This is a genomic window from Streptomyces sp. NPDC039462, assembly GCF_055639375.1.
The window spans coordinates 52,200-74,541 of record NZ_JBVKAO010000003.1; the positions used below are offsets into that span (position 1 = coordinate 52,200).

The window sequence follows — 22,342 nt, forward strand, 5'->3', positions numbered from 1 at the left end:
GCCGGATGATGCGCAGACACAGCACAACCGCAGGGGGGACCCATGAGCAACACCACACCGCCGCCACCGCCACAGCCGCCCGCGTTCCCGCCGAGCCCACCGGCCAAGAGGCGCAACACCAACGCCGTCATCATCGGCTCGGCAGCGGCCGTCATCGTGGCCGTTGTCGCCACCGGCATCGTCGTCGTCAACAGCCGTGACGACGACAAGAAGCCGGTGAGCACCAGTGCCGCGGACACCGCGAAGACCGACGACGTGGTCGCGGGTGAGGAGGAGCCGCCCGAGGAGCCGGAGCCCGAGCCGGAGAGCACCGAACCGGAAGTGTCCGGCCTCGGCGACACCGTGACCTACGTCAACGATGTCGAGGTCAGCCTGTCGAAGTTCGCCCGGGGCACGTCCAGCGAGTACGGCTCACCGGAGAACACGCCGTACGTGAAGTTCGCCGTGACGGTGAAGAACGAGGGGAAGTCGACGATCGATACGTCGGGGTTCACCACCAGCTGCTCTTACGGCGAGGTCGGCGAGTCCAGTGAATCGGTCTTCGATTCGGAGCGCGGCCTGAACGGTGGGCCCGACACGCGGCTTCTTGCGGGCCGGTCCATCACGGTGACGTGGGCCTGCGAGCTGCCGAAGACGGAGGACACGATCCAGATCGAGGTGTCGCCGGACATGGAGACGGAGACGGCGATTTTTACGGGAGACGTGAAGTAGCAGCCCCTCAGCAACGAACTCCCGGCGCCGCTCGACGCGAGCGAGCGCGTCACCGATAGGGAAGGGCGGTGACGCGCTCGGGCGGAGCCGCGGTGCCGCCAGGGGCACCGCGGTCAGGTGCGTCGGGTCAGTCGTTGACGCACTTGTTGCCGAAGGTCGGGTTGAGCAGCCCGATGATGTCGACGGTGTTTCCGCACGCGTTGACCGGGATGTGCACGGGGACCTGGATGGCATTGCCGGAGATGACGCCGGGGGAGCTGGTGGCAGCGCCCTGGGCGCCGGCGTCGGCGGTCGCCATACCGGCGGCGCCCATCACGAGGGCGCCGGTGCCCAGCACCACACTCATCGTCTTCTTCATGGTGGTTCTCCTTGATGATTCGTTCAGCTTGCGGGCGCCTGGCCGTGTCGCGCGGCCGGAGCAGCACTCTGTGTGGCACCCGCGAGATCAACGCCGCATCCCACTCATGGACACGCCCGGACACGCTGATTCAGCCGATGAGCCGCACTGAGCCGCCCTGTGCGGCTCTGAGTAGCTCTGAGCCGCGCAGGGCGGCTCCGCTCACGCGACTCCGGTGACCGTCCCCGCGCCGACCGTGCGGCCGCCCTCGCGGATCGCGAAGCCGAGGCCGGTCTCCAGCGGTACGTCGCGGCCGAGCTCGACCGTCATCGTGACCGTGTCGCCGGGGCGGGCCACGGCGGCCTCGCCGAGGTCGACGTCGCCGACCACGTCCGCGGTGCGGATGTAGAACTGCGGCCGGTACCCGGTGGCGATCGGCGTCGTACGCCCGCCCTCGCGCGCCGACAGGACGTACACCTGCGCGGTGAAACGGCGCCGGGGCGTGACGCTGCCGGGCGCCGCGACCACATGGCCGCGTCGTACGGCGTCACGTGGCAGACCGCGCAGGAGCAGCGCCACGTTGTCACCGGCCTGCGCCTCCTCCATCGGCTTGCCGAAGGTCTCCAGGCCGGTGACGACCGTCTCCGTGTCCGCGCCGAGGACCTCCACGCGGTCCCCGAGGCGGACGGTGCCGCGCTCCACGGCGCCGGTGACGACGGTGCCGCGCCCGGTGATGGTCAGCACGTTCTCGACGGACAGCAGGAACGGCGCGTCGAGATAGCGCTCGGGCATCGGCACATACGTGTCCACGGCGTCCAGCAGCGCCTCGATCGAGGACGTCCACCGCGGGTCGCCCTCCAGCGCCCTGAGCCCCGAGACCCGTACGACGGGGACCGAGTCCCCTCCGTATCCGTGCGCGGAGAGCAGGTCGCGGACCTCGAGCTCCACGAGGTCGGTGAGCTCCTCGTCCCCGGCGTCGGCCTTGTTGAGGGCGACGACGATGTGGTCGACGCCGACCTGCCGGGCGAGCAGCACGTGCTCGGCGGTCTGCGGCATGATCCCGTCGAGCGCCGACACGACGAGGATCGCCCCGTCCAGCTGCGCCGCGCCGGTGACCATGTTCTTGATGTAGTCCGCGTGGCCCGGCATGTCCACGTGCGCGTAGTGCCTGGTGTCGGTCTCGTACTCGACGTGCGCGATGTTGATGGTGATGCCGCGCTGCGCCTCCTCGGGCGCGCGGTCGATGCGGTCGAAGGGGACGAACGTGCCGGTGCCGCGCTCGCTGAGGACCTTGGTGATGGCGGCGGTCAGCGTGGTCTTGCCGTGGTCGACGTGGCCCATGGTGCCGATGTTCAGGTGCGGCTTCGTGCGGACGTAGGCGGTCTTGGACATGGTGGTTCCTTCTCGGGAACTCGAAGCTGTTGTCCCGGTACCGCGGCGTGCGCGCGGTCGGGACGGGGACCCCCGGGGGCCGGACCGACCCTCCCCCTGTGGGGTCCGCCGGAATGTCCGGGGAGGGTCAGCTTCGGGCGCCGTCGAAGGCGGCGGGTGCGTCGAAGGCGGCGAATGCCTCGAAGACGGCGTGTGTGAGGACGGCAGCCTTCGCAGCGCCCGCGACTGCGGGCGTGGCTGCGAGGAAGGCGTACCGGAACATGTGACTGATCCTCACCGAAGGAGACGCGCACGTCGAATGGTTTTCGCGGGAACGTGAACGGCACGCCCGGGGAGACGAGTTGCGGCAGTCAGAGGTTTTTCAGGGCCTCCCGCACCGACAGCGGCGCCAGCCTCCACCGTTCCCGCTCGACGAAGGCGCGTACGGCCTCCGGGTCGGTCTTGGCGTACTCCCGGAGGCACCAGCCGATGGCCTTGCGGACGAAGAAGTCGGGATGCCCGGACTGGCGTACGCAGTAGGCGAAGAGGCGCTCCGTGTCGGTGGCCGACTTGTACCGGAGCTGGTGGAGAAGGGCGGTGCGGGCCACCCACAGGTTCTCGTCCTCGATCCACTCGTCCATGGCGGTCCGCAGCCCCGGGTCGGCCGCGACGAGCCCGCCGACGACGTGCGCGGCGAGCAGGTCGACCGTGTCCCACCAGGAGCGCGTCGTGACGAGGTGCCGGGCGACGGGCAGGAAGTCGGAGGAGCAGCGCCGCACGTGGCGGCGGAGATAGTCGACGGCGAAGTAGGCGTACTCGCGCTCTGGCAGCTCCCAGCAGCGCAGCGCGATCGCCGTGCAGTCGGTCTCGTCGGGGCGCGGGGTGCCGGCGAGGACGGCGCGGGACAGGTCGCGGCGCACCGGTGAGGCAAGCCCGAGGAAGGGGGCGATGTCCTTCATGTACGCCCTCATCTGCGCGGCCCGCTCCGGATCGGCCGCTGCCCGGTAGGTCGTGACGAGCCGTTCGAGGACCGTGTCGGCCAGCTCGCTTCGCGGAGCCGTTCCCGGAACTGTGACGCTCATGAGACGCACCATACGGCGATCAGACACATGTGCCGGTTACTCTTCCGGGATGTCCGAGACCATCACCGCCCGCCCGCAGGGCCTCGCCGTGCGCTGTGCCAGAGTGCTGCTCTCGCCGTGGTCGCGGCTGTCCCTGCTGGTGGCGCTGCTGGCCGCGGCGGCCACGTGCGTGCTCGTCTTCGAGCCGCAGCGGCTCCTCTCCGACGGGTGGCCCGCGCAATTGGGCGGCGCCACGGCGGTGGCCCTGTTCGCCGTGGCGTACGGGGCGTGCACCGCCGCGTTCGTGCCGCGGCCGCTGCTCAATCTGGCGGCGGGCGCGCTCTTCGGCTCACAGGCGGGGCTCGGCGCGGCGATCGCCGGCACGGTCTTCGGCGCCGGGATCGCCTTCGGGCTCGGCCGGATGCTGGGCCAGGACGCGCTGCGGCCGCTGCTGCGCGGCCGCTGGCTGCAGGCGGTCGACGGCCAGCTCAGCCGGCACGGGTTCCGGTCGATGCTGGCCGTGCGACTGTTCCCCGGCGTGCCGTTCGCCGCGGCCAACTACTGCGCCGCGGTGTCCCGCATGGGCTGGCTGCCGTTCCTGATCGCCACGGGCCTGGGGTCGATCCCCAACACGGCGGCCTACGTCATCGCGGGCGCCCGCGCCTCGACGCCGACGTCTCCCGTCTTCCTGATCGCGATGGGGTTCATCGCGGTGACGGGTCTGGGCGGCGCGGCGGTGGCGTGGTTCAAGCGCCACCACTTCCGCGACCGCTGAGAGCCCCCGGTTCCTCGACCGGTGAGAGCCCCGTCCCGCGACCGCTGAGAGCCCCGGAGATCCGGAGCGAGCCGGGCGGGGCTCCTTACAGCGCTTCCAGGACGGTCGCGTTGGCGAGTCCGCCCGCCTCGCACATCGTCTGCAGGGCGTACCGCGCGCCGCGTGCGCGCATCGCGTGGACGAGCGTGGTCATCAGCCGGGTGCCGCTGGCCCCGAGCGGGTGGCCGAGGGCGATGGCGCCGCCGTGCACGTTGACCTTCTCGGGGTCGGCGCCGGTCTCCTGCAGCCAGGCGAGGACGACACTCGCGAAGGCCTCGTTGACCTCGAAGAGGTCGATGTCGTCGAGGGTCAGCGAGGCCCTGCGCAGCACCTTCTCGGTGGCGGGCAGGATGCCGGTGAGCATCAGGAGCGGGTCGGAGCCGGTGACGGCGAAGCTGTGCAGCCTGGCGAGCGGGCGCAGGCCGAGCCGGGCGGCGTTCTCGCTGGTGGTGATGAGGACGGCGGAGGCCCCGTCGTTGACGGGGCTTGCGTTGCCCGCCGTGACGGACCAGTCGATCTGCGGGAAGCGCTCGCCGAAGTGCGGGTCGTAGTAGGCGGGCTTGAGGCCGGCGAGGACCTCGGGGGTGGTGGTGGGGCGTACGGACTCGTCGCGCGTGAGGCCCGCGATCGGCGCGGTCTCGGCGTCGAACAGACCGCTGTCCCAGGCGCGCGCGGCCCGCTGGTGCGAGGTCGTCGCGAACTCGTCCATCCGCGCGCGCCCGATGGACCACTTCGCGGCGATGAGTTCGGCGCTGATGCCCTGCGGGACGAGACCTTCCGGGTAGCGCTCGGCGACGCCGGGCCCGAACGGATCGGCTCCCTCGGGCACGTTCGACCACATGGGCACGCGGCTCATCGACTCCACACCGCAGGCGACGGCCATGTCGTACGCGCCCGAGATGACGCCCTGCGCCGCGAAGTGCACGGCCTGCTGGGAGGAGCCGCACTGCCGGTCGACGGTGGTCGCGGGCACGGACTCGGGGAAGCCTGCCGACAGAACGGCGTAGCGGGTCGTGTTCATGGCCTGCTCGGCGACCTGGTCGACGGTGCCGCCGATCACGTCGTCGACGAGGGCCGGGTCGATTCCGGTGCGTTCGACGAGGGTGCGCAGGGTGTGGGCGAGGAGCTCGACGGGGTGGACGGCGGCGAGGGCGCCCTGGGGCTTGCCCTTGCCGACGGGAGTGCGTACGGCTTCGACGATGACGGCGTCACGCATGTCCGGGCCTCTTTCGACTGCCGGTGAACCACCGGCGGATACCGGTGAGTAGGAAATTCAAACTCACCATAGTCCGGTCAGTTGGAAAAACAAACCCTCTCCTTCCCGCCCCCTAGACTGCCCGCATGAAGGATCCGCGCCCCTGCTCCATCGCCGACGCCCTCGCCCTCGTCGGCGAGAAGTACTCCCTGCTGGTGCTCCGCGAGGTGTGCCTCGGCAACGAGCGCTTCGACCAGCTGGTACGCAACATCGGCGCGCCCCGCGACGTCCTCGCGACACGCCTGCGCCGCCTCGTCGAAGCGGGCGTCCTGGAGAAGGTGACGTACAGCGAACGCCCGCAGCGCTTCCTCTACCGGCCGACGGCCGCCGGCCTCGAACTGGAGCCCGTCCTGATGACCCTGATGGCCTGGGGCGACCGCCACCTGCGCGGGGACCGCGATCGCCCGATGGTCCTCGAACACTCCTGCGGCCACGAACTGGTCCCGGTGGTGACGTGCTCGGCCTGCGGCGAGCCGGCCCGCCACGAGGACCTCACGGCGCATCCGCAGGCTCCGGGGTGGACGACGGCAGGTCCGACGGCGGGCCCGACGGCCGACCCGACGGTTGGCCCGGCGGTCGGCCCAAACACACAGGCCCCGGTCGGCCCTCCCACCGTCCCGTAACCCAGGACCGCTACGCTGCCCCCCAACGAGGGACGTGATCACCCCTCACACTTTCAGCTACGCCCCGCTATGACCGCTTCGACCGCATCCGCGGCCTGATGATCAGTACTTGGACGGCGCAGTTTTCATGTCTTGGCTTGAATCCTTCATCCTCGGGCTCGTCCAGGGACTGACCGAGTTCCTCCCGATCTCCTCCAGCGCGCATCTGCGGCTGACCGCGGCGTTCGCCGGCTGGCACGACCCCGGCGCCGCGTTCACGGCGATCACGCAGATCGGCACCGAGACCGCCGTGCTGATCTACTTCCGCAAGGACATCGCGCGGATCGTGTCGGCGTGGTTCGGCTCGCTCTTCGGCAAGGTGCCGCGCTCGGACCACGACGCCCAGATGGGCTGGCTGGTCATCGTCGGCTCGATCCCGATCGGTGTCCTCGGCGTGACGTTCAAGGACCAGATCGAGGGCCCGTTCCGCGATCTGCGGCTGATCGCCACCACGCTGATCGTGATGGGCATCGTCCTCGGCATCGCCGACCGCCTGGCGGCCCGCGACGAGACGGGCGGCAAGCACCGTGCCGTACGCGAGCGCAAGAGCCTCAAGGAACTCGGCGTCAAGGACGGCCTCATCTTCGGCGTCTGCCAGGCGATGGCCCTGATTCCCGGTGTCTCGCGCTCGGGCGCCACCATCAGTGGCGGCCTCCTCATGGGCTACACCCGCGAGGCGGCGGCCCGCTACTCCTTCCTCCTCGCCATCCCCGCCGTCCTCGCCTCCGGCGCCTTCGAACTGAAGGACGCGGGGGAGGGTCACGTCTCCTGGGGCCCGACGATCTTCGCCACGATCATCGCCTTCGTGGTCGGCTACGCGGTGATCGCCTGGTTCATGAAGTTCATCACCACAAAGAGCTTCATGCCGTTCGTGTACTACCGGATCGTGCTCGGCATCGTGCTGGTCGTGCTGGTCAGCATGGGTGTGCTGAGTCCGCACGCGGGGGAATCGGCGGGGTGAAACCGGGCCGCACAGGGAGCGCTAACTGGCATTTCCTAGCGCCTGATTGCAGCACCACGCCATGATCATCTCCCACTCGTCTCCCACTGGGGAGCCGGGATGAGCCCCACTAGGACGTGTGCGTCCGCAAAGTAGGGGATGACGCGAAAGGGCCCGCACAGCCGTGCGGGCCCTTCCGTGCAGACGACAGTTAGACAGCGCGACGCCCCCGGTCAGAACGGGCGGTGGTGACGGGGGGAAGGGGCTAGCTGGCGTCAGCCAACGGCTCACCACCGGCTGCAGGGGCAGCCGCTCAGCGAGAGGAATCCCCTAACTCGCGTGCTGGTAAGCCCTCCAAAACGCCAAGCCGGGGGGCAACATGGAAGACGTCTGGACGATCATCGCAGCAGCATCCGGAGTACTCGGGAACATCACAGCCATCGCCGTATCTTTGGCCAACACCCGGTGACCGGACCTGATCTGGCCCCGCTCGTGAGTGCCAGGAGCGGCCCTCATTCGTCTCCCGGCAGGTGGTAGTAGACGGTCCCCGACCACCAAGGGCCGTGCTCGGTCGCCTCTGACGAGATCACCACGTCTTGAATCCCCACAGGACCCAACGCGTCGATGGAGTCGGCCAGCCGTCGCAAGAGGGCCGGAACGCTATCGCAGCCCGAGCCAGCGGGATTGGCCTGCGAGAAATGGCGCACGGTCCAATGCTCCCGGGTATCAATCATGGGCTGATCATAGAACCTGCCGTCGTCAGCAATTCTTTCGAGAATCCGCCTCATCCAGAGGAGGAACTGACCATGACCACTCGGAGCATGATCCGCACTGCCGCGGTCACAGCCGCGGCGATAGCACTGCCCGTGTCCCTTGGGCTCCTCGCGCCGGCCGCCCACGCGGACGACCACGAGACCTACGGAAGCGCCTGTTCGTCGATGCCCGAAGAAGGGGCAGGCAGCCTCGACGGCATGGCCCAGGCCCCGGTGGTCACGGCTGCGTCCAACACTCAGGAACTCTCCACGCTGATGACCGCTGCCAAGAAGGCAGGTCTGGTCGACACGCTCAACAACGCCAAGGACGTCACCGTCTTCGCCCCGTCCAATGACGCCTTCAAGAAGAACCCGAAGGCTGACCTGGACAAGGTCTTCGCCGACAAGGACCAGCTCACCAACATCCTCACGTATCACGTGGTCGGCGAGAAGATCGCACCGAGCCAGCTGTCCATGGGTTCCTTCAAGACCCTTGAGGGCAGCAAGCTCACCACCGACGGTTCGGACGAGTCCTGAACGCCGCGTGATCACCACATCGGCACGCTCGCCGGCGCGCCGCGAAGATGGCCTGATACGACAATTCCGCGGGGCCCATGCGCGGAAAAGACTGCGCGCATTCGTGCCCCATTCAATCAACAGTTCGATGTCCTGAATTGACCCCTCTCCGCGGCCCATGGCAGATCAGTCGTATGGACCTCTCAGGGGAAGGGTAGGCAGCCGCCCATGACCTTCAAGAACATCTTTGACAGCGGCGGAAGCGAAGCCAAATCCGCCGAGGAAGCCGCCCGAAAGGCCCGGGAGAACATTCCTGGCGCCTGGCCCGAAAGGGAAGGGGTCGACCCGGAGCTCTACGACGGTATTCCCGAGGTCCGGCGCGACCCGAAGCTCGTGCGCGAGACCTCGCCCGAAGCGCTCGACATCATGGGCAATTTCATCGCCCCGCTCTTCAAGAACACCCAGACGGCGGCAACCAAGCAGCAGGCGGCCAGCGAAAGCGCCGAATCGACGACCACCATGGCCTCTGCGACCAAGGACGAGGCATTCAAGAAGGCGGGGGTGGTGATCAAGGAAGAGGACCAGCCGAAGATCAGCGAAAAGGACCGCCCGCAGATCAGCGACAAACAGCTGGACCAGTCGAGGAAAGACAACCGCGCCTCGGCCAGCGACATCCCGAGGGAAGGCTGAGGAATATGGGCGGCCCCGCCAAGAACAACGTAAGCACCACCTACCTCGGTGAGCGGTCCATTCGCCACCCGCTGACCGGGCGGAATCTGAAGGAACTGGAAATCGCCGAGAAGGCCCCCGCCATCCTGGAGCGGGACAAGGCCAAGCTGAAGAGGAAGGCCGAGCGGAAGGCGCCGGACGGGACCGACCGGGAGATCTTCCCCACCGGGTTCTCCCTGAACAAGGGGCGATTCGGTGATTTCCCCGCTACGGAGGCCACCGCGCACCAGCGCGGCTGGCAGGCCTATATGACGGTGGGTGTTCCCCTCATCGATGAGCGGGGCGACATCACGCAACCCCCTCCCGACGTGATCTCCAAGCAGACGTTCGTCAACCGGACCGACCCCGTCGAGACCAACTGGTCGCACACGGTCGAATTCTCGGTCTCGAACACGATCAGCTGGTCTCTTCAGGGGCAGGTACAGCTCACCTTCGGGGCGAAGACCACCGCTTCTTTGCAGCAACAGCTACAGAAGAGCATGGCTCTGAACCAATCCCAGAAGACCACCCTGAAGAACAGCAAGGACAATCAGGGCGTCGACACGGAGTCTCAGTCCCAGTCGACGAGCACGACGACGGGCACGAGTACCGCCACCGGGACCGGCGAACTGTCCGAACAATTGATGCTCGGGATCACCGCCTCCGTCAGTGGTTCGGTGACCACCGGGTTCAAGACCTCGTCCACACTGGGTGGCAAAATCAGCAGCCGGGTCGACGTCTTGGCCACGCAGCGGCGCCAGGTGCGGAGGTTTGACTACGAATTCCCTATCTCCTTCGGCGGATGGGTCGCCCTCTGCTACCCCGAGCCGGTGGAGGTGAGGGAGACCCGGCCGAAAGGTCCGCAGGCCGCCGAACCGCAATACTCCAAGGTGATCGCCTGGAAACTCGGTGAGACCGGCGGGTCGGATTCCTTCGACCTGACCGACGAAGGAAAGCCGTTCTCCCAGAAGGGGGAGGCCGAGGTCGTCTCCACGCTCGCCGGGGTGCACGAGATCTTCGAGCTGGAAAAGCTCGAATTCGACATGGAGCGCCACCCTCTCCACAAGAAGGGCGAAGTGCGGGAGATCCCCAAGAAGCCTCCCGTCGAGCTGGCCACCGGCATGGGGACGGCCGACGGCCTCGCCCTGGACCTCCCGAACCAGAAGGCGTACGTCACCGAGCGGTACAACGGCGGCAAGCTGCACAAGGTGGATCTCGCGGGCGGCACACCGGAGTTGGTCGCGGGCGGTCTGGGCCAGGTCAACGACGTGGCGCTCGACCTGCCGGGCAATAAGGCCTATGTCACCGACTACAGCGGCAAGCGCCTGATCACGGTGAGCCTCGCCGACCCCTCCGCCCCACCCGTCAAGGTCGCCGAAGGCATGTACGCGTACGGCGTCGCGCTGGACCTGCCGAACAACAAGGCCTACGTCACCGACGTCGAGAGCGGCAAGCTGATCGAGTACGGCCTGCACAGCCAGCCGGCGGAGCAGCAGCGCACCTGGGCCGTGCCGAGGGCCGCCGGAGTGGCGCTGCACGCGGGCAAGGCGTACGTCGGCCAGTACGAGCTGGGCGGGCTTTACGAGATCGACCTGGCGGCGAAGGACGCCACCCCGCGCTCCGTGGCCTCCAGCCTCGGGAGCAGTGTCCGCGTGGCCCCGGACGGCACGGCCAACGCGTACGTCTCCAACCCGGGCGGCGGCAAGCTGCGCGAGGTCGTCATCGCCGACGGCGAGGCCAAGGGCCGCCAGCGCGTGGCCGCCGAGGGCATCGGCTCGGTCTGCGGCATCGCCCTCGACCGGGACAACGCCCTGATCTACGCCACCACTCGGGAGGGCAAGCTCTGGCGGCTCCCCGACGTGCTGCCCGACGCCTCGGCATAGGCCCGAGGCTCATCACGTCGCACGACCCGAGCGGTTGCTCCACGGAAGGGGAGGCGGGCCTCGCCCCGCCTCCCCTTCCGGCGCCTTCGCTTCCGCTTGTGGGTTGTTGTACGCCCGCACGTGAGTGACGGGGGTGCCCTTGGATGCGCTGGGAGTTCCAGAAAGGGGTGCAAATTGGTGCTGCAGGAGAAGAGGCAGAGCTTCCGCTCTCTGACCTGGATATCGAGGCGTACAGAGCCGTCGCGGCAGGAGAACCAGCCGACGAAACGAGATTGACGCGCCTTACAGCACTGGGCCTGTTCGACCGCAATCCGTGCGAGGGTGGCGGGCATATCGCTCTCGACCCGCGCACAGCCGCACAGCGATTGCTCGCCGCGGAGCGCACAGTAATGTCCCGTGCCATCGGCCGGATGGCACGGATTCAGGCACTGGAGTCCCTCGCCACCCACTTCGACCCGAACCGCATGTACGGGGGGCCGGGGTCCGAATTCCTGCCCTCGACGAGCCTCATGAACGGGCATATCGGACAGGCCTTGGGTGAAGCAGAGACCGGACCGCGACCCCTCGGTGCAACGCCTCGGCGCCGAGCGGGCCCGCACCGTATCGACTCGCGGCGTACAGGTGCGGTCGCTGGACGCCGCCAGCGCGCTCGGCCACCCAGGGACACGAGAGTACGTGGCAGAGGTCCTGGCGAACGGCGGGGAAGTGCGCGTGGGTAGCCACCTGCCTCCGCGGATGGCATCGGCGGCCCCTACGGCGACTCAGCGTCATGTACTGCTCTGGTTTACCCCCTTACCGCCTTACCGCAGAAGTTGACACAGAAGCACTCCCGTAGTTGGACGTCCCAGCGTCAGCGGCACGCCTAGGGTCTCCTTTGTCCGCTTGACCAGCGGATATGGATGCGACAACTACGGAGGGGCTTCATGAGGAAGAGTTTCGCAATCGGAATAGCCGCGGTCGCACTGGCCGGTTCGGCGCTCGCGGCGCCCACTGCCGGGGCAAGCGCGCCGTCGGCAACGGTGGCGGCCGCTCCGGCCGACTGTCCCAAGGGCTACTTCTGCGGGTACAAGAAGGCGAATTTCAAGGACCTGGCGTTCCGGTTCAAGGACTGCTACACCCAGGAAATCCCTGACGGCCTGAACAGCGGCGGCTCCTGGTACAACAACCAGACCCCGGGCACCTCGGCCTGGCTGCTCGGCAAGCACAAGGAGTTGGTCTACGCGACCCCGGGCGCCCCCTCCAAGGATGCGTCGGGAAACTGGGCTCCGATCTGGTACGTCGACGCCTGCTGACCGTTCGATAGCGGCAGCTGTGTGAGTGCTCTGTGGCCCCGGCTCTGAACGGTGGAGTCGGGGCCGTGCCCCGACCGCGCCCCGCACGGCTGGTACTGGCGGGGCTCCGGCCGGATGATCCGAGGGGATTGCCACAGGCCAGCGTCATAGAATCCGCTTCCGCTTAACGAGCTCGCCGCGCTGCGCTTCCTGGAACGGGTCCTCGCGCGCACCCGCTGGTGGATCGAGGACGCTGAGCGCCGTGAGGCCGAACGGATCCGCGGCGAGCAGGCCCGGCCGCCGGCCCCGGACTGGCTCATCGAGCAGGGCACCGGCGTCCAGAAGCGCCCGGTGTACGTGCACACGGGTGACTGCGGCATGGCGCCCGGCCCGCCGAGGAGTCGCAGCGCCACGCGCGAGCAGACGTGGCGTGTCCTCGCTGTCGACCGGGTGGATGCGTGCCAGCACTGTCGGCCGGACACGCCGCTCGGCGTGCTGGAGTGATCAAGCCACCGCACCTTGGATGCAGGGCTACTGATCGTTCTTCGGCGTGCCGGGACGGGACTGCCTTCCGTGTCGTTCCCCCATGGCCCTACGAGTTGCGGTACTCGGTGGTGTGCCGACACGCCGCCTGTTTCTACCGGACGCGGACTGCGTCGCGCAGTGCGGTGTGAGCGTCCCGGCTCCGCTCCCGCCCTGCGGCAAGAGCGTGTTCGACCTCGTCGCTGAACTGTCCGTCGCGTACGTCTCCGAGAGAGATGTCGCCCAGGTCGATGGCCGACCAGGCAGCCTCGACCGCGACGGTGGTCAGCTCGGGGTCCGTGGTGGTGAGAGCCAGGCGGTCGAAGGCTGCGGTCACGGCCGAGCGGGCTCGATACAGGTCAGCCCGTCCCTCCCTGCTCGGGGCTTCGCCATCACGCTGGTCGGCGACCTGGAGCCAGAACCGCTCCCGGTAGGCCAGGGCGGCGGCGAGCAGTTGTGCGGTGGCGTCGAGGACCTGTTGCCGATGTTCGGCGGCCCGGGCGCGGCGGTCCGTCCAGTGCGCGGTGAGGCTGGCCAGGGCGGCACCGGCGAGCGTGCCGAGCACGGCGATCAGAGTGGACCACATCTCGTGCTCTCCTTTGGATGAAAGGCAAAGCCCCAACTCCCTCAGCAGGTAGGGCCCCAGCTGATTGTCGGTTGTCGGCGGGGTGGTCAGACTTTGCAGAAGCCGGACTTCTTGAGCGCTTCGTTGATCTTCGCGCCCTGTGCTTCCGTCGTCTTCACGTCCCTGTATGTGAAGCGCAGCGCCGCTGACCAGGTGAGACGCTGTGCCTTGCTGTTGATGGCGGCGCACTGGTTGCGGGCCCCGTCGATGGCCTCGTCCTCGTAGCGCACGACGTCCGGTGCGGCTGCCCCGAGGGCCCGGAGAAGCTTCTCGCGTTCGGCGCCCGTGGGCTTTGGCGGGATGCCGGCGGCGTCTGTGAGCGCCTTCTTCTGCTTCTGGGTCAGCTCGGTGCTGGCGCTCGGTTCGGCCTTCGGCTCGTTGTCGGCCTTGTCGTCGCCCGACGAGCAGGCGGTGAGGGCGAGGGCTGCCGAGAGGAGCAGTGTGACGGTGGTGGTGCGGTGGTTCATGGTCCCCCCAGGGATGTTGAGCTGAAGGGGGCCATCATGCCGTCATGCCGCGTGAGTCTCACGTGGCGGCGGGATCTTGATTGTTTTCGGGCATGCCAGATCTGCGGCCCAATGTGGGGCAGGAGCGCTGACGCAGTGATGAGCGTGGTCATGCGGCGCCTCTCAGTGGGCATGGAGAGGTGTACTGAGCCGTCGACCCGAGAGGACTGCGATGAACTTTCAGTTTCTGGCTGCCGTCGGCGGAGGCCCTGACTGGCCGGTCTGGGGACAGATCGTTGTCGTGGCGGTCTGGTTGGTCCTTGCTGTCTTCATCGTCGGCGGCCTGGTCCGGCGCCGTCGTCGGCAGCGCTGAGGGGAGCGTCGATCGGTTCATGCCGTAGCGCTCCTTCTCTGTCGGGGCGGGCAGGTGGTCTCGTGCTTGTTCGCCGGGCTGACGAACCCGAACCCCTCTGTGCGGCCGCTGAGTGCGAGCGGCTCATGGGCGTGCTGGCGGGACAGCGGCGGGGCCTCGGCGGATAGGCTCGCTGTCTTCGTCGTCGTCGAGAGAGAGTCCTTGCTGTGGAGCTGCCGCGCCTTGGGGTCGTGATCGTGACCATGGGGAATCGGCCGCGCGAGGTCGACGAGTTGCTGCTGTCCGTGGCCAAGCAGGATGTGGCGCCCGCTCGCATCGTCATCGTGGGCAACGGTTCGCCGCTGCCGGACTTTCCGGGGCTGCCCGGTGAGGTGACCGTCGTTGAGAACGAGGAGAATCTGGGCTGTCCCGGCGGCCGCAACACCGGCATCGCCAGGCTCCGGGAGTTCGGTGACATCGACGTCGTGATCGAGTTGGATGACGACGGCCGGCTCGTTCGAGATGACGTCTTCCGTCGGATCCGGGACCTTTTCGCCGCCGAGTCCCGTCTGGGCATCGTCGGGTTCCGGATCGTTGACGAGCACGGCGGGACCGCTCGTCGGCACATTCCGCGGCTGCGCGCGAAGGATCCGATGCGGCGTGGCCTGGTGACCGCCTTTCTCGGCGGCGCCCACGCCTTCGCGATGCCGATGCTGGACCGGGTCGGAGACTGGCCGGCCGAGTTCTTCTTCACCCATGAGGAGACCGACCTCGCCTGGCGGGCCCTCGATGACGGGTGGAAGATCCTCTACGAACCGGAGCTGCTGCTCCAGCACCCCAAGACCTCTCCGGCCCGGCACGCGGTCTACTACCGGATGACCGCCCGCAACCGGGTCTGGCTCGCCAAGCGCCATCTGCCTGCCCTCCTCGTGCCGGTGTACCTGGGGACTTGGGTCCTGCTCACGCTCGCCCGGACCCGCTCGGCGAGCGGCCTGAAGGCATGGGCCGGCGGGTTCGCCGAAGGCGTGCGCACTCCGTGCGGGCGGCGCCGGCCGATGCGCTGGCGGACCGTGGCCCGGATGACGCGGCTCGGCCGGCCACCTGTGATCTGAGGTTGTGCGCGGTGGTGGCGGCCGGGGCGTCTGGAAGCGGAAGGGGGGATTTTTGGCATCCGCTCCGCCAGGGGGGCCAGAGTTCGAGATGGTGAAGCTCCGCACCGCCACGAGAAGGGGCACCCATGTGGACGACGGAGCACTTCGGCACCGCGCACGCGGGCTACGTCGGTGCCGTGCTCGACGACGGCACCGAGCCCGAACCCGCATACCTGGACCCCGGCAGCGGCGCCGACTTCCACGAAACGTCCTGAACCGACCGCGGGCCGCGTGAGCGCGTGCCGCATGCTCCTGCGGGTGGCGAGGGGAGAGTGAGTACGGCATTGACTGGCACGCCGTCGACGTGTTCACCGGGACGTTCCCCGCAAGCGGGCCGTTTGATGGCTGGTGCCAGCACATTGATGACGTCGAGGACCGCACCGTCCCGCTGCCTACCGGGCTGGTCGCGCTCCTGGACCAGCTCGACTCGCAGCTCACGAATCTCGCCGAAGACGCACCGCTCGCTGCGCTCAAGGGCGTGGCCGTGCTGGAGTGCATGGTCGGGAGGGGCGCCGGCAGCGCTGCCGTGAACGCGGAGGCCGACGCGCACACCGGCGAGGAGCTCGGGCGGGCGCTTGGAGTGTCGCGTTCGGACGCCGAGTCACGCCTCCTGCGTTACCTGCTCACGCGGACTCACGCGGACTCACGCGGTAGTCCACCGTATGCCGTGTGACGCTTCCGAGGGGCACGGCCCCCGACGCCGCCAGGCACAATGGGTGAGTGGATGCGGATGCGGATGAGTTCGAGGGTGGGGCCGGGGAGGGGATCTCCGGTGCCGCGGAGGAGATCTCCGGCGCCGGGGAGGAAATCTCCGGGGAGGGCGAGAATGAAGCTGTTCCGGTGATTCGGGAGGTTGATCACGGGACCGCCAAGCTCATGCCCGACATCGACCGCCCGCGGGCCTGGCTGCTCACGGTCGACGGGGCGCCGCAGTCGTACGTCGACCTGGACGAGCCCACCCACCTGGAGTTCGAGTACGCGCGCCGGCTCGCCCACGTCCTCGACACCGCGGCCGAGCCTGGCATCCCCCTCGACGTCACCCACCTCGGCGGCGGCGCCCTCACCCTGCCCCGCTATCTCGCCGCCACCCGCCCCGGCTCCCGGCAGCACGTGGTCGAGGCGGACCGGGGACTGCTCCGGCTCGTCGAGGAGCGGCTGCCGTTGGGGGCGGCGGCAGGGGTCCGTGTGCACGGCGCGGACGCCAGGGAGTGGCTCGACGCGGCGCCGGACGACAGCGCCGACATCGTCGTCGCCGACGTCTTCGGCGGCTCACGCGTCCCCGCCCACCTCACCACGGTCGCGTACGCGCGGACCGCCGCCAGGGTGCTCCGCCCGGACGGGTACTACACCGCGAACCTCGCCGACGGGGCGCCCTTCGCGTTCCTCCGCTCCCAACTGGCCACCTTCGCCGAGGTGTTCGCCGAGCTCGCGCTGATCGCGGAGCCGTCCGTGCTGCGCGGGCGCCGCTTCGGGAACGCGGTCCTGATCGCCGCCCACCGGCCCATCGACGTCGCCGCACTGGCCCGCCGCACCGCGTCCGACGTCTTTCCCGCCAGAGTCGAGCACGGCGACGCGCTGCGCCGCTTCATCGGGGACGCGCGGCCGGTGCGCGACGAGGACGCGGTCCCGTCACCCGAGCCGCCCGACGGCGCCTTCTCCATCGGCTGACGGATCGGCGGCCCCGCGCGACACGGGCTTCGCGGAGGCGACCACTTCCGTCGTACGCCGTGTCAGGTTCCGTACGTCGGGGACGAACAGCGCCGCCGCCGTCACCACGACCACCAGCGCCGCGCAGCCCCACAGCGACGCGGACCGGCCGAAAACGGACTCCGCGGGACCGGCGAGCGCCGTGGCCAGCGGCACCATCGCGATCGAGCCGAACCAGTCGTAGGCGGCGACGCGCGACAGCTTCTCCTCCGGGATCTCCTGGTGCATCGCGGTCATCCAGGAGACGCCGAACACCTCGATCGCCACACCGCTGACGAACATCACCGCGGCGAGGCCCGCCACCGGCAGCGGCACCGCGAGGGCCGCCGAAGGGGCGGCCAGCGGGAAGACGCAGAGGGTGCCCGCGAACAGCAGCCGCCGAGGCTTCCACCGCGTCATCAGGAACGCCCCGCCGACCGTGCCCGCCCCGAACGCGCCGAGCGCCAGACCCCACGGCCCCGCGCCGCCCAGCTCGTCCCGCGCCACCAGCGGCCCGAACACCGACTCGGCGGCCCCGACCACCGCCACCACCACCGAGAACTGCGCCACGATCGACCACAGCCAGGGGCGGCCAGTGAACTCCCGCCAGCCGTCCCGCAGATCGGCGACGAGCCCCTCGCCGGGCGCGCGTGCCGGGATGTGACTGACGTCGAGGAACGACCGCAGCGCCCCCGCGACCGCGAACGCCGCGGCGTCCACGGCCAGCACCCAGCCCGGGCCGATCGCCGCCACCATCAGGCCGCCGAGCGCGGCCCCGCCGAGCCCCGCGCCCTGCATCGCCATGCGGTACATCGCGAAGGCCTTGCCGGCCTGCTCGCCGCTGACCGACGACATCAGCATGCCTTCGGCCGCGGGTCCGAAGAAGGCCTGGCCGACGCCGCCGAGGCCGGTGAGCAGCATCATCTGCCACAGCTGTGGTTCGCCCGCGAGGACGAGGACGGCGAAGGCCGCCTGGGACACGCAGTTGAGGGTGTTGGCCGCGACCATGACGTGGTGCCGCGGCAGCCGGTCGGCGACCGCCCCGCCGATGAGCAGGAACAGGACGAGCGGCAGCGTCCGCGCGGCGGCCACGAGCCCGACGTCCCCGCCGTCGCCGCCCGCGTCGAGAACCGCGAACGCCGCCGCGATCAACGCCCCGTGGCTTCCGAGGTTCGTCACGATCGCGGCGGCGGTCAGCAGTGTGTAGTTGCGGCCCGCCCAGGAGGGGCGGGAGCGTCTGGCGGGGGCGGGATTCGTCACCCCGGGACTGTCCCCGGCAAGTCGCCGACTTGGCAAACCGTTTTGTCGGTTCGCCGGGGCCTCTGGTTCCCGGTCCTTCGGACCCCGTGGCTCAGGACTCTTCCGACGCTGCCTTGCTCCACCGGACGGTGCTGAGGATCTGCTTCACCGTGGCGTCGGGCACCTCGTCCTTGACGCCCTTGGCGCCGTAGAGAGTCCAGGCCACGTACTCGCCGGCCTCGTTCTTGAAGCCGAACGTGGTGGCCTTGCCCTCCGAGTCGCACTTGGCCGAGGTGGCGGCGCCGGACGTCGTCGACGTGGCGACGCTGCCCTTGATGCCGGACTTGGTGGTGTAGTCCTCGACTTTGCCGATCTTGATCTTCTTCTTGTCGGCCTTCGTCTGCTCGGTGTAGCCGCCGAAGACCCACCAGGCCGAGTCGTTGCGTGCGATGTCCTTGGTGTTCTTGGCGCCGTTCTGGCCCTTCGTGCCGACCGCGGCGAGCGAGGTGTCGTCGGGCTCGCCGTCCTTGTCGTCGTCGGACGTGCACCACTTGTCCTTGAAGATCGCGGGCGCGGACATGCCGATGATCGTCTTCGCGCCGTCGTCCTTGCGGTCGTCGAAGGCGATGAAGGTGTCCGGCGTCTTGACCTCCCAGTCGGGCGGGACGTCGAACGCGGTGCCCCACTTGGGGTTCACGACGACCTGCCAGCCGTCGATCATCGGCTTGTCGTCGTTGCCCTCGCCGCGCGCGTTCCCGTCGTCACTGGCCGTCGGGCTCGGCTTCTTCGTCGCGGACTTCGAGGGCTTCGCCGGGCCCGCCTCGTCGCTCTTGTCGTCGTCACCGCCGAAGACCAGGAAACCGGTGACACCGGCCGCCACCACCACGGCGAGCGCCGCGACGATGGCGGTGACCTTCGTCTTGTTGCCGCCGCCACCGCCCTGCCCGCCGGTGCCCTGGACGCCGCCCAGGTGCTGCGGCGGTACGGGCGGCGGTGTCGGGGCCGCCCAGTGTGACTGCTCGGGCTGCGAGTATCCGCCCGAGTGCGGTTGCTGGCCGCCGCCCAGCGGCTGCTGGTAGCCGCCCGCAGGCTGCTGCTGGTATCCCGGCTGCTGATACGGGTTCGGCTGCTGGTACCCCGGCTGCTGATACGGGTTCTGATTCTGGTCCTGCGGGTTCTGCTCGCCCCCGGGCGGCTGCTTTTCTGGCCACATGGCCAGTAACCATAGAGGTGCCGGGGGCGCGGTGCCATGCGCGCCCCCTGCGGTGCGGGTGCGGGGTCGCCGGGGGAGGGGAGAAGCCGTGGAGAATGCGGAGGAAAGCCTCAGGATTCCGTCGGTTCTCCGTGGGTGCGCACCGTGCTGAGGATCTTCATGACGGTGTCCTCCGGTATCTCGTCCTTCACGCCCGTGGCTCCGTAGAGGCTCCAGGCGACGTAGTCGCCGGCGGAGTTCTTGAAGCCGAAGGTGATCGCTTTGCCGTCCGTCGCGCACTTGCCCTTCTGGGGCGTATCGGTCGACTTGGCGCGGGCGATGCTGCCCTTGATGCCGGACTTCGTGGTGTACGGCTGCGCCTTCTCGTCGGAGGTGAAGCTCTTCTTGTCCGGCTGGGTGTAGCCGGCGTACACCCACCAGCCCACCTGGTTGACCGCGACCTCGTCGGTGTTCTTCGCGCCCTTGGCGCCCTTGGTGCCCACGGCGGCGAGCTCGTGGTCCTCGGTCCTGCCGTCCTTGTCGTCGTCGGTGACGCACCACTTGGACCGGAGGTACGCGGGCGCCGACATGGTCATCAGCGGCTTGCCGGTCTTGACGTCCTCGAAGGCGATCGCCGAGCCGGGGTTCTGCACCTCCCACTCGGGCGGCACGTCGAAGGCGGTGCCCCACCGGGGGTTCACCACGACGTGCCAGCCCTTGATGGTCGGCTTCAGGCCGTTGTCCGTACCGCGCTCGCTGTCGTCACCGTCGTCACCGTCGTCGCCGTCGTCCACGGCGGGGCTCGGCTTCTCCGATGCGGCCTGCGCGGGGGCGTCGGCCTTGGTGTCCTTGTCGTCCCCGCCGCCGAGCACCAGGAATCCGGTCACACCGGCGGCCACGACCACGGCGGCCGCCATCACGATCGAGACAATCTTGATCTTGTCGCGCCCGCCCGTGGGCTGCGGGGGCTGCGCGGGCTGCTGGTAGGGGTTCGGCGCCTGGTAACCCGGCTGCTGGTACGGGTTGGGCTGCTGGTATCCCGGCTGCTGGTACGGGTTCTGCCCCTGGTCCTGTCCTGGCCACATGGCCGGACACGATACGGGGCGACGCCGAGCAAGATCACATCCACCCCTGACGCGTGACAGGCCCGGCTTCCCGAAGCCGATCAGTCCTGGGCGGTCTCGTACAGGCGCACCGTCGCGAGGATCTTCTTCACGGTCGCGTCCGGCAGCTCGTCCTTGACGCCCTTCGCGCCGTGGAAGGACCAGGACGCGAACCTGCCCGCGGGAGTCTTGAAGGCGAACACCGTGGCCTTGCCGTCCGAGTCGCACTTGTCCTGCTTCTCGGCTCCGGACGAACTGGCGCTCACCAGGCTGCCCTTGAGGCCGGACTTGGTGGTGTACGTCTCGGTCGGCCCAGTCGTGACCTTCTTCCTGTCCGGCTGCGTGTACACGCCGTAGACCCAGTTGGTCGCGTCGTGCCGTGCGGCCTGCTCGGCGCTCTTCACGCCGTGCCCGCCGCGCGTGCCCGCGGCCCCCAGCGGTGCGTAGTCCTTCGTGCCGTCCTTGTCCTCGTCGCTCGCGCACCACTTCTCCTTGAAGTAGGCGGGGGCCGCGTACGCGGCGAGGAACGGCGCCGAGTCGTCCTCGGCGTCCTTGTCCTCCACGACTCCGCCGGCCCAGTCCCGCGAGTCGAGGGACCACCCGGCGGGCACGTCGAAGGCGATGCCGAGCTTGGGATTGACGACGACCTTCCAGCCGGGGACTGTCGGGTCGGGCATGCCGTCCCCGGTGCGGGGGTTCGAGTCGTCGGAGGCGGCCGGGCCGGGCGAGGCGCTGGACTTCGCCGGATCGGGCTTCGCGGTGTCGTCCTTGTCACCGCCGAGAAGCAGGGCGCCGGCCACGCCCGCGGCGACCACGACGGCGCCGGCTGCGACGAGGGCGATCACCTTGGTCCGGTTTCCGCCGCCGTTGCCACCGCTGCTCCCGCCGGCGGTGCCGGGCACGGTCGGAGCGTTCCACGGAGCCTGCTGCGGGGTCTGCTGCCCGTACGGGTTGGGCTGCTGGTACCCCGGCTGGCGATACGGGTTCTCCCCCTGGTCCTGCCCCTGGTTCCGCTGGTTCTGCTCGCCCCCGGGCGGCTGCTGTCCTGGCCACATGGGCGTCAACGATAGGTGACGGTGATCCACGCGGAGGCAGGTCCTGGTCAAGGATCGCTACTCGTGGGTAACATCGCGTGCCATGAGCGCAGAACAGATGTCGATCGGCGAGATGCTCGCCGCCACGGTTCCGATGGCCCGGACCCTGAACCTCGAATTCCGGGAGACCGCGCCGGACAAGGCCGTGGTGGCCCTACCCGACCAGAGCGAGTACCACAACCACGTCGGCGGCCCGCACGCCGGTGCCATGTTCACGCTGGGCGAGTCCGCGAGCGGTGCCATCGTCCTCGCCGCGTTCGGCGCGGAGCTCTCGCGTGCCGTGCCGCTCGCCGTCAGCGCCGAGATCGCGTACAAGAAGCTGGCCATGGGTCCGGTGACCGCCACGGCGACCCTCGGCCGCCCGGCCGCCGACGTGATCGCCGAACTCGACGCGGGCGAGCGCCCCGAGTTCCCGGTCGCCGTCGAGATCCGGCGCGAGGACGGCGCAGTAACCGGCGAGATGACGGTGGTGTGGACACTGCGCCCCAACAGCTGACGCCCCCCACCCCTGCCCCCCCCACCCCTGCCCCCGGCCCCCTGGCTCTCGGTCCGCACCGCTGACGCGAACCGCCAGGGGGCCCGCGCTTTTCTGTTCAACTTATTGACACGAGTCATCGTCGGTCATAGTTTTCCCGCCGCCACACGTGGTGC

At 69.2% G+C, this 22,342-nt stretch carries 24 protein-coding genes and 2 pseudogenes; 14 read left to right on the forward strand and 12 right to left on the reverse strand.

Features of this window, described 5'->3' with window-relative positions:
- The first annotated feature begins 42 nt into the window (after positions 1-42).
- Positions 43-711: a DUF4352 domain-containing protein gene (locus ACZ7LU_RS17360; protein ID WP_471917113.1), complete on the forward strand. Its 669-nt coding sequence runs from the start codon at positions 43-45 to the stop codon at positions 709-711.
- Positions 712-838: 127 nt separating this feature from the next.
- Here ACZ7LU_RS17360 and ACZ7LU_RS17365 read toward each other — a convergent pair whose 3' ends face one another.
- The 4 genes from ACZ7LU_RS17365 to ACZ7LU_RS17380 form a co-directional block, all read right to left on the reverse strand.
- Positions 839-1,069, reverse strand: coding sequence for a chaplin (locus ACZ7LU_RS17365; RefSeq protein WP_468090524.1), 231 nt, complete (start codon positions 1,067-1,069; stop codon positions 839-841).
- Between the two features lie 201 nt (positions 1,070-1,270).
- A complete protein-coding gene (gene tuf, locus ACZ7LU_RS17370; protein ID WP_398311985.1) occupies positions 1,271-2,440 on the reverse strand; it encodes an elongation factor Tu in 1,170 nt (389 codons plus the stop codon).
- Between the two features lie 127 nt (positions 2,441-2,567).
- Positions 2,568-2,702 carry a hypothetical protein gene (locus ACZ7LU_RS17375; protein WP_398311982.1) on the reverse strand — a complete coding sequence of 45 codons (135 nt, stop codon included), beginning with the start codon at positions 2,700-2,702 and terminating at the stop codon, positions 2,568-2,570.
- A gap of 88 nt (positions 2,703-2,790) precedes the next feature.
- Positions 2,791-3,501 carry a DNA alkylation repair protein gene (locus ACZ7LU_RS17380; protein ID WP_471917114.1) on the reverse strand — a complete coding sequence of 237 codons (711 nt, stop codon included), beginning with the start codon at positions 3,499-3,501 and terminating at the stop codon, positions 2,791-2,793.
- Positions 3,502-3,550: 49 nt separating this feature from the next.
- Between ACZ7LU_RS17380 and ACZ7LU_RS17385 the strand changes: the two genes are divergently transcribed.
- On the forward strand, positions 3,551-4,255 hold the full coding sequence (locus ACZ7LU_RS17385; protein ID WP_471917115.1) for a TVP38/TMEM64 family protein: 705 nt from the start codon (positions 3,551-3,553) through the stop codon (positions 4,253-4,255).
- Between the two features lie 85 nt (positions 4,256-4,340).
- Here the strand turns inward: ACZ7LU_RS17385 and ACZ7LU_RS17390 are convergent, their stop codons facing one another.
- On the reverse strand, positions 4,341-5,510 hold the full coding sequence (locus ACZ7LU_RS17390) for a thiolase family protein (RefSeq protein WP_468090516.1): 1,170 nt from the start codon (positions 5,508-5,510) through the stop codon (positions 4,341-4,343).
- A 125-nt stretch (positions 5,511-5,635) separates the two neighbouring features.
- Here ACZ7LU_RS17390 and ACZ7LU_RS17395 point away from each other — a divergent pair.
- A pseudogene (locus ACZ7LU_RS17395) lies at positions 5,636-6,091 on the forward strand (winged helix-turn-helix transcriptional regulator); the annotation flags it as partial.
- Positions 6,092-6,299: 208 nt separating this feature from the next.
- Positions 6,300-7,172 (forward strand): undecaprenyl-diphosphate phosphatase, encoded by an 873-nt coding sequence (locus ACZ7LU_RS17400; protein WP_468090514.1) that lies wholly within the window; start codon positions 6,300-6,302, stop codon positions 7,170-7,172.
- A gap of 491 nt (positions 7,173-7,663) precedes the next feature.
- On the opposite strand, the gene ACZ7LU_RS17405 is transcribed toward ACZ7LU_RS17400, so the two are convergent.
- Positions 7,664-7,885: a hypothetical protein gene (locus ACZ7LU_RS17405; protein WP_471917116.1), complete on the reverse strand. Its 222-nt coding sequence runs from the start codon at positions 7,883-7,885 to the stop codon at positions 7,664-7,666.
- Positions 7,886-7,957: 72 nt separating this feature from the next.
- On the opposite strand from ACZ7LU_RS17405, the pseudogene ACZ7LU_RS17410 reads away from it, so the two are divergent.
- The 5 genes and pseudogenes from ACZ7LU_RS17410 to ACZ7LU_RS17430 form a co-directional block, all read left to right on the forward strand.
- A pseudogene (locus tag ACZ7LU_RS17410) lies at positions 7,958-8,428 on the forward strand (fasciclin domain-containing protein); the annotation flags it as partial.
- A 219-nt stretch (positions 8,429-8,647) separates the two neighbouring features.
- On the forward strand, positions 8,648-9,109 hold the full coding sequence (locus ACZ7LU_RS17415; RefSeq protein ID WP_471146647.1) for a hypothetical protein: 462 nt from the start codon (positions 8,648-8,650) through the stop codon (positions 9,107-9,109).
- A 5-nt stretch (positions 9,110-9,114) separates the two neighbouring features.
- Entirely contained in the window at positions 9,115-11,010 is a 1,896-nt protein-coding gene (locus ACZ7LU_RS17420; RefSeq protein WP_471917117.1) for a YncE family protein, read from the forward strand.
- 923 nt (positions 11,011-11,933) lie between these two features.
- On the forward strand, positions 11,934-12,302 hold the full coding sequence (locus ACZ7LU_RS17425) for a hypothetical protein (RefSeq protein WP_468090503.1): 369 nt from the start codon (positions 11,934-11,936) through the stop codon (positions 12,300-12,302).
- Positions 12,303-12,599: 297 nt separating this feature from the next.
- Positions 12,600-12,785: a DUF6233 domain-containing protein gene (locus ACZ7LU_RS17430; protein ID WP_471917749.1), complete on the forward strand. Its 186-nt coding sequence runs from the start codon at positions 12,600-12,602 to the stop codon at positions 12,783-12,785.
- 133 nt (positions 12,786-12,918) lie between these two features.
- Here ACZ7LU_RS17430 and ACZ7LU_RS17435 read toward each other — a convergent pair whose 3' ends face one another.
- Positions 12,919-13,389: a hypothetical protein gene (locus ACZ7LU_RS17435; protein ID WP_398311928.1), complete on the reverse strand. Its 471-nt coding sequence runs from the start codon at positions 13,387-13,389 to the stop codon at positions 12,919-12,921.
- A gap of 86 nt (positions 13,390-13,475) precedes the next feature.
- Positions 13,476-13,895 carry a hypothetical protein gene (locus ACZ7LU_RS17440; RefSeq protein ID WP_471917118.1) on the reverse strand — a complete coding sequence of 140 codons (420 nt, stop codon included), beginning with the start codon at positions 13,893-13,895 and terminating at the stop codon, positions 13,476-13,478.
- Positions 13,896-14,453: 558 nt separating this feature from the next.
- Here ACZ7LU_RS17440 and ACZ7LU_RS17445 point away from each other — a divergent pair.
- From ACZ7LU_RS17445 to ACZ7LU_RS17460, 4 genes are all read left to right on the forward strand, one after another.
- Positions 14,454-15,338, forward strand: coding sequence for a glycosyltransferase family 2 protein (locus tag ACZ7LU_RS17445; protein ID WP_471917119.1), 885 nt, complete (start codon positions 14,454-14,456; stop codon positions 15,336-15,338).
- A gap of 125 nt (positions 15,339-15,463) precedes the next feature.
- A complete protein-coding gene (locus ACZ7LU_RS17450) occupies positions 15,464-15,592 on the forward strand; it encodes a hypothetical protein (RefSeq protein ID WP_471917120.1) in 129 nt (42 codons plus the stop codon).
- An 89-nt stretch (positions 15,593-15,681) separates the two neighbouring features.
- On the forward strand, positions 15,682-16,050 hold the full coding sequence (locus ACZ7LU_RS17455; protein WP_471917121.1) for a hypothetical protein: 369 nt from the start codon (positions 15,682-15,684) through the stop codon (positions 16,048-16,050).
- 203 nt (positions 16,051-16,253) lie between these two features.
- Positions 16,254-17,045, forward strand: a complete 792-nt coding sequence (locus tag ACZ7LU_RS17460) for a spermidine synthase (RefSeq protein WP_468564600.1) — start codon at positions 16,254-16,256, stop codon at positions 17,043-17,045.
- Here ACZ7LU_RS17460 and ACZ7LU_RS17465 read toward each other — a convergent pair.
- From ACZ7LU_RS17465 to ACZ7LU_RS17480, 4 genes are all read right to left on the reverse strand, one after another.
- A complete protein-coding gene (locus tag ACZ7LU_RS17465; RefSeq protein WP_468564502.1) occupies positions 17,007-18,323 on the reverse strand; it encodes an MFS transporter in 1,317 nt (438 codons plus the stop codon). The genes ACZ7LU_RS17460 and ACZ7LU_RS17465 overlap by 39 nt on opposite strands.
- A 91-nt stretch (positions 18,324-18,414) precedes the next feature.
- Complete coding sequence (locus ACZ7LU_RS17470; RefSeq protein WP_468090491.1) at positions 18,415-19,515, reverse strand: DUF8017 domain-containing protein; 1,101 nt, start codon at positions 19,513-19,515, stop codon at positions 18,415-18,417.
- Positions 19,516-19,625: 110 nt separating this feature from the next.
- Positions 19,626-20,579, reverse strand: a complete 954-nt coding sequence (locus ACZ7LU_RS17475; RefSeq protein ID WP_468564500.1) for a DUF8017 domain-containing protein — start codon at positions 20,577-20,579, stop codon at positions 19,626-19,628.
- Between the two features lie 80 nt (positions 20,580-20,659).
- A complete protein-coding gene (locus ACZ7LU_RS17480; RefSeq protein ID WP_471917122.1) occupies positions 20,660-21,652 on the reverse strand; it encodes a DUF8017 domain-containing protein in 993 nt (330 codons plus the stop codon).
- Positions 21,653-21,734: 82 nt separating this feature from the next.
- On the opposite strand from ACZ7LU_RS17480, the gene ACZ7LU_RS17485 reads away from it, so the two are divergent.
- Positions 21,735-22,187 (forward strand): DUF4442 domain-containing protein, encoded by a 453-nt coding sequence (locus tag ACZ7LU_RS17485; protein ID WP_398311898.1) that lies wholly within the window; start codon positions 21,735-21,737, stop codon positions 22,185-22,187.
- Positions 22,188-22,342: the final 155 nt, after the last annotated feature.

Coding starts and splice junctions, on each gene's coding strand:
- ACZ7LU_RS17425 (WP_468090503.1), top strand. CDS start 11,934: ATGAGGAAGAGTTTCGCAATCGGAATAGCCGCGGTCGCACTGGCCGGT.
- ACZ7LU_RS17365 (WP_468090524.1), bottom strand. CDS start 1,069: ATGAAGAAGACGATGAGTGTGGTGCTGGGCACCGGCGCCCTCGTGATG.
- ACZ7LU_RS17400 (WP_468090514.1), top strand. CDS start 6,300: ATGTCTTGGCTTGAATCCTTCATCCTCGGGCTCGTCCAGGGACTGACC.
- ACZ7LU_RS17475 (WP_468564500.1), bottom strand. CDS start 20,579: ATGTGGCCAGGACAGGACCAGGGGCAGAACCCGTACCAGCAGCCGGGA.
- ACZ7LU_RS17460 (WP_468564600.1), top strand. CDS start 16,254: ATGCCCGACATCGACCGCCCGCGGGCCTGGCTGCTCACGGTCGACGGG.
- ACZ7LU_RS17360 (WP_471917113.1), top strand. CDS start 43: ATGAGCAACACCACACCGCCGCCACCGCCACAGCCGCCCGCGTTCCCG.
- ACZ7LU_RS17415 (WP_471146647.1), top strand. CDS start 8,648: ATGACCTTCAAGAACATCTTTGACAGCGGCGGAAGCGAAGCCAAATCC.
- tuf (WP_398311985.1), bottom strand. CDS start 2,440: ATGTCCAAGACCGCCTACGTCCGCACGAAGCCGCACCTGAACATCGGC.
- ACZ7LU_RS17480 (WP_471917122.1), bottom strand. CDS start 21,652: ATGTGGCCAGGACAGCAGCCGCCCGGGGGCGAGCAGAACCAGCGGAAC.
- ACZ7LU_RS17380 (WP_471917114.1), bottom strand. CDS start 3,501: ATGAGCGTCACAGTTCCGGGAACGGCTCCGCGAAGCGAGCTGGCCGAC.
- ACZ7LU_RS17485 (WP_398311898.1), top strand. CDS start 21,735: ATGAGCGCAGAACAGATGTCGATCGGCGAGATGCTCGCCGCCACGGTT.
- ACZ7LU_RS17440 (WP_471917118.1), bottom strand. CDS start 13,895: ATGAACCACCGCACCACCACCGTCACACTGCTCCTCTCGGCAGCCCTC.
- ACZ7LU_RS17385 (WP_471917115.1), top strand. CDS start 3,551: ATGTCCGAGACCATCACCGCCCGCCCGCAGGGCCTCGCCGTGCGCTGT.
- ACZ7LU_RS17470 (WP_468090491.1), bottom strand. CDS start 19,515: ATGTGGCCAGAAAAGCAGCCGCCCGGGGGCGAGCAGAACCCGCAGGAC.
- ACZ7LU_RS17405 (WP_471917116.1), bottom strand. CDS start 7,885: ATGATTGATACCCGGGAGCATTGGACCGTGCGCCATTTCTCGCAGGCC.
- ACZ7LU_RS17375 (WP_398311982.1), bottom strand. CDS start 2,702: ATGTTCCGGTACGCCTTCCTCGCAGCCACGCCCGCAGTCGCGGGCGCT.
- ACZ7LU_RS17435 (WP_398311928.1), bottom strand. CDS start 13,389: ATGTGGTCCACTCTGATCGCCGTGCTCGGCACGCTCGCCGGTGCCGCC.
- ACZ7LU_RS17390 (WP_468090516.1), bottom strand. CDS start 5,510: ATGCGTGACGCCGTCATCGTCGAAGCCGTACGCACTCCCGTCGGCAAG.
- ACZ7LU_RS17420 (WP_471917117.1), top strand. CDS start 9,115: ATGGGCGGCCCCGCCAAGAACAACGTAAGCACCACCTACCTCGGTGAG.
- ACZ7LU_RS17450 (WP_471917120.1), top strand. CDS start 15,464: ATGTGGACGACGGAGCACTTCGGCACCGCGCACGCGGGCTACGTCGGT.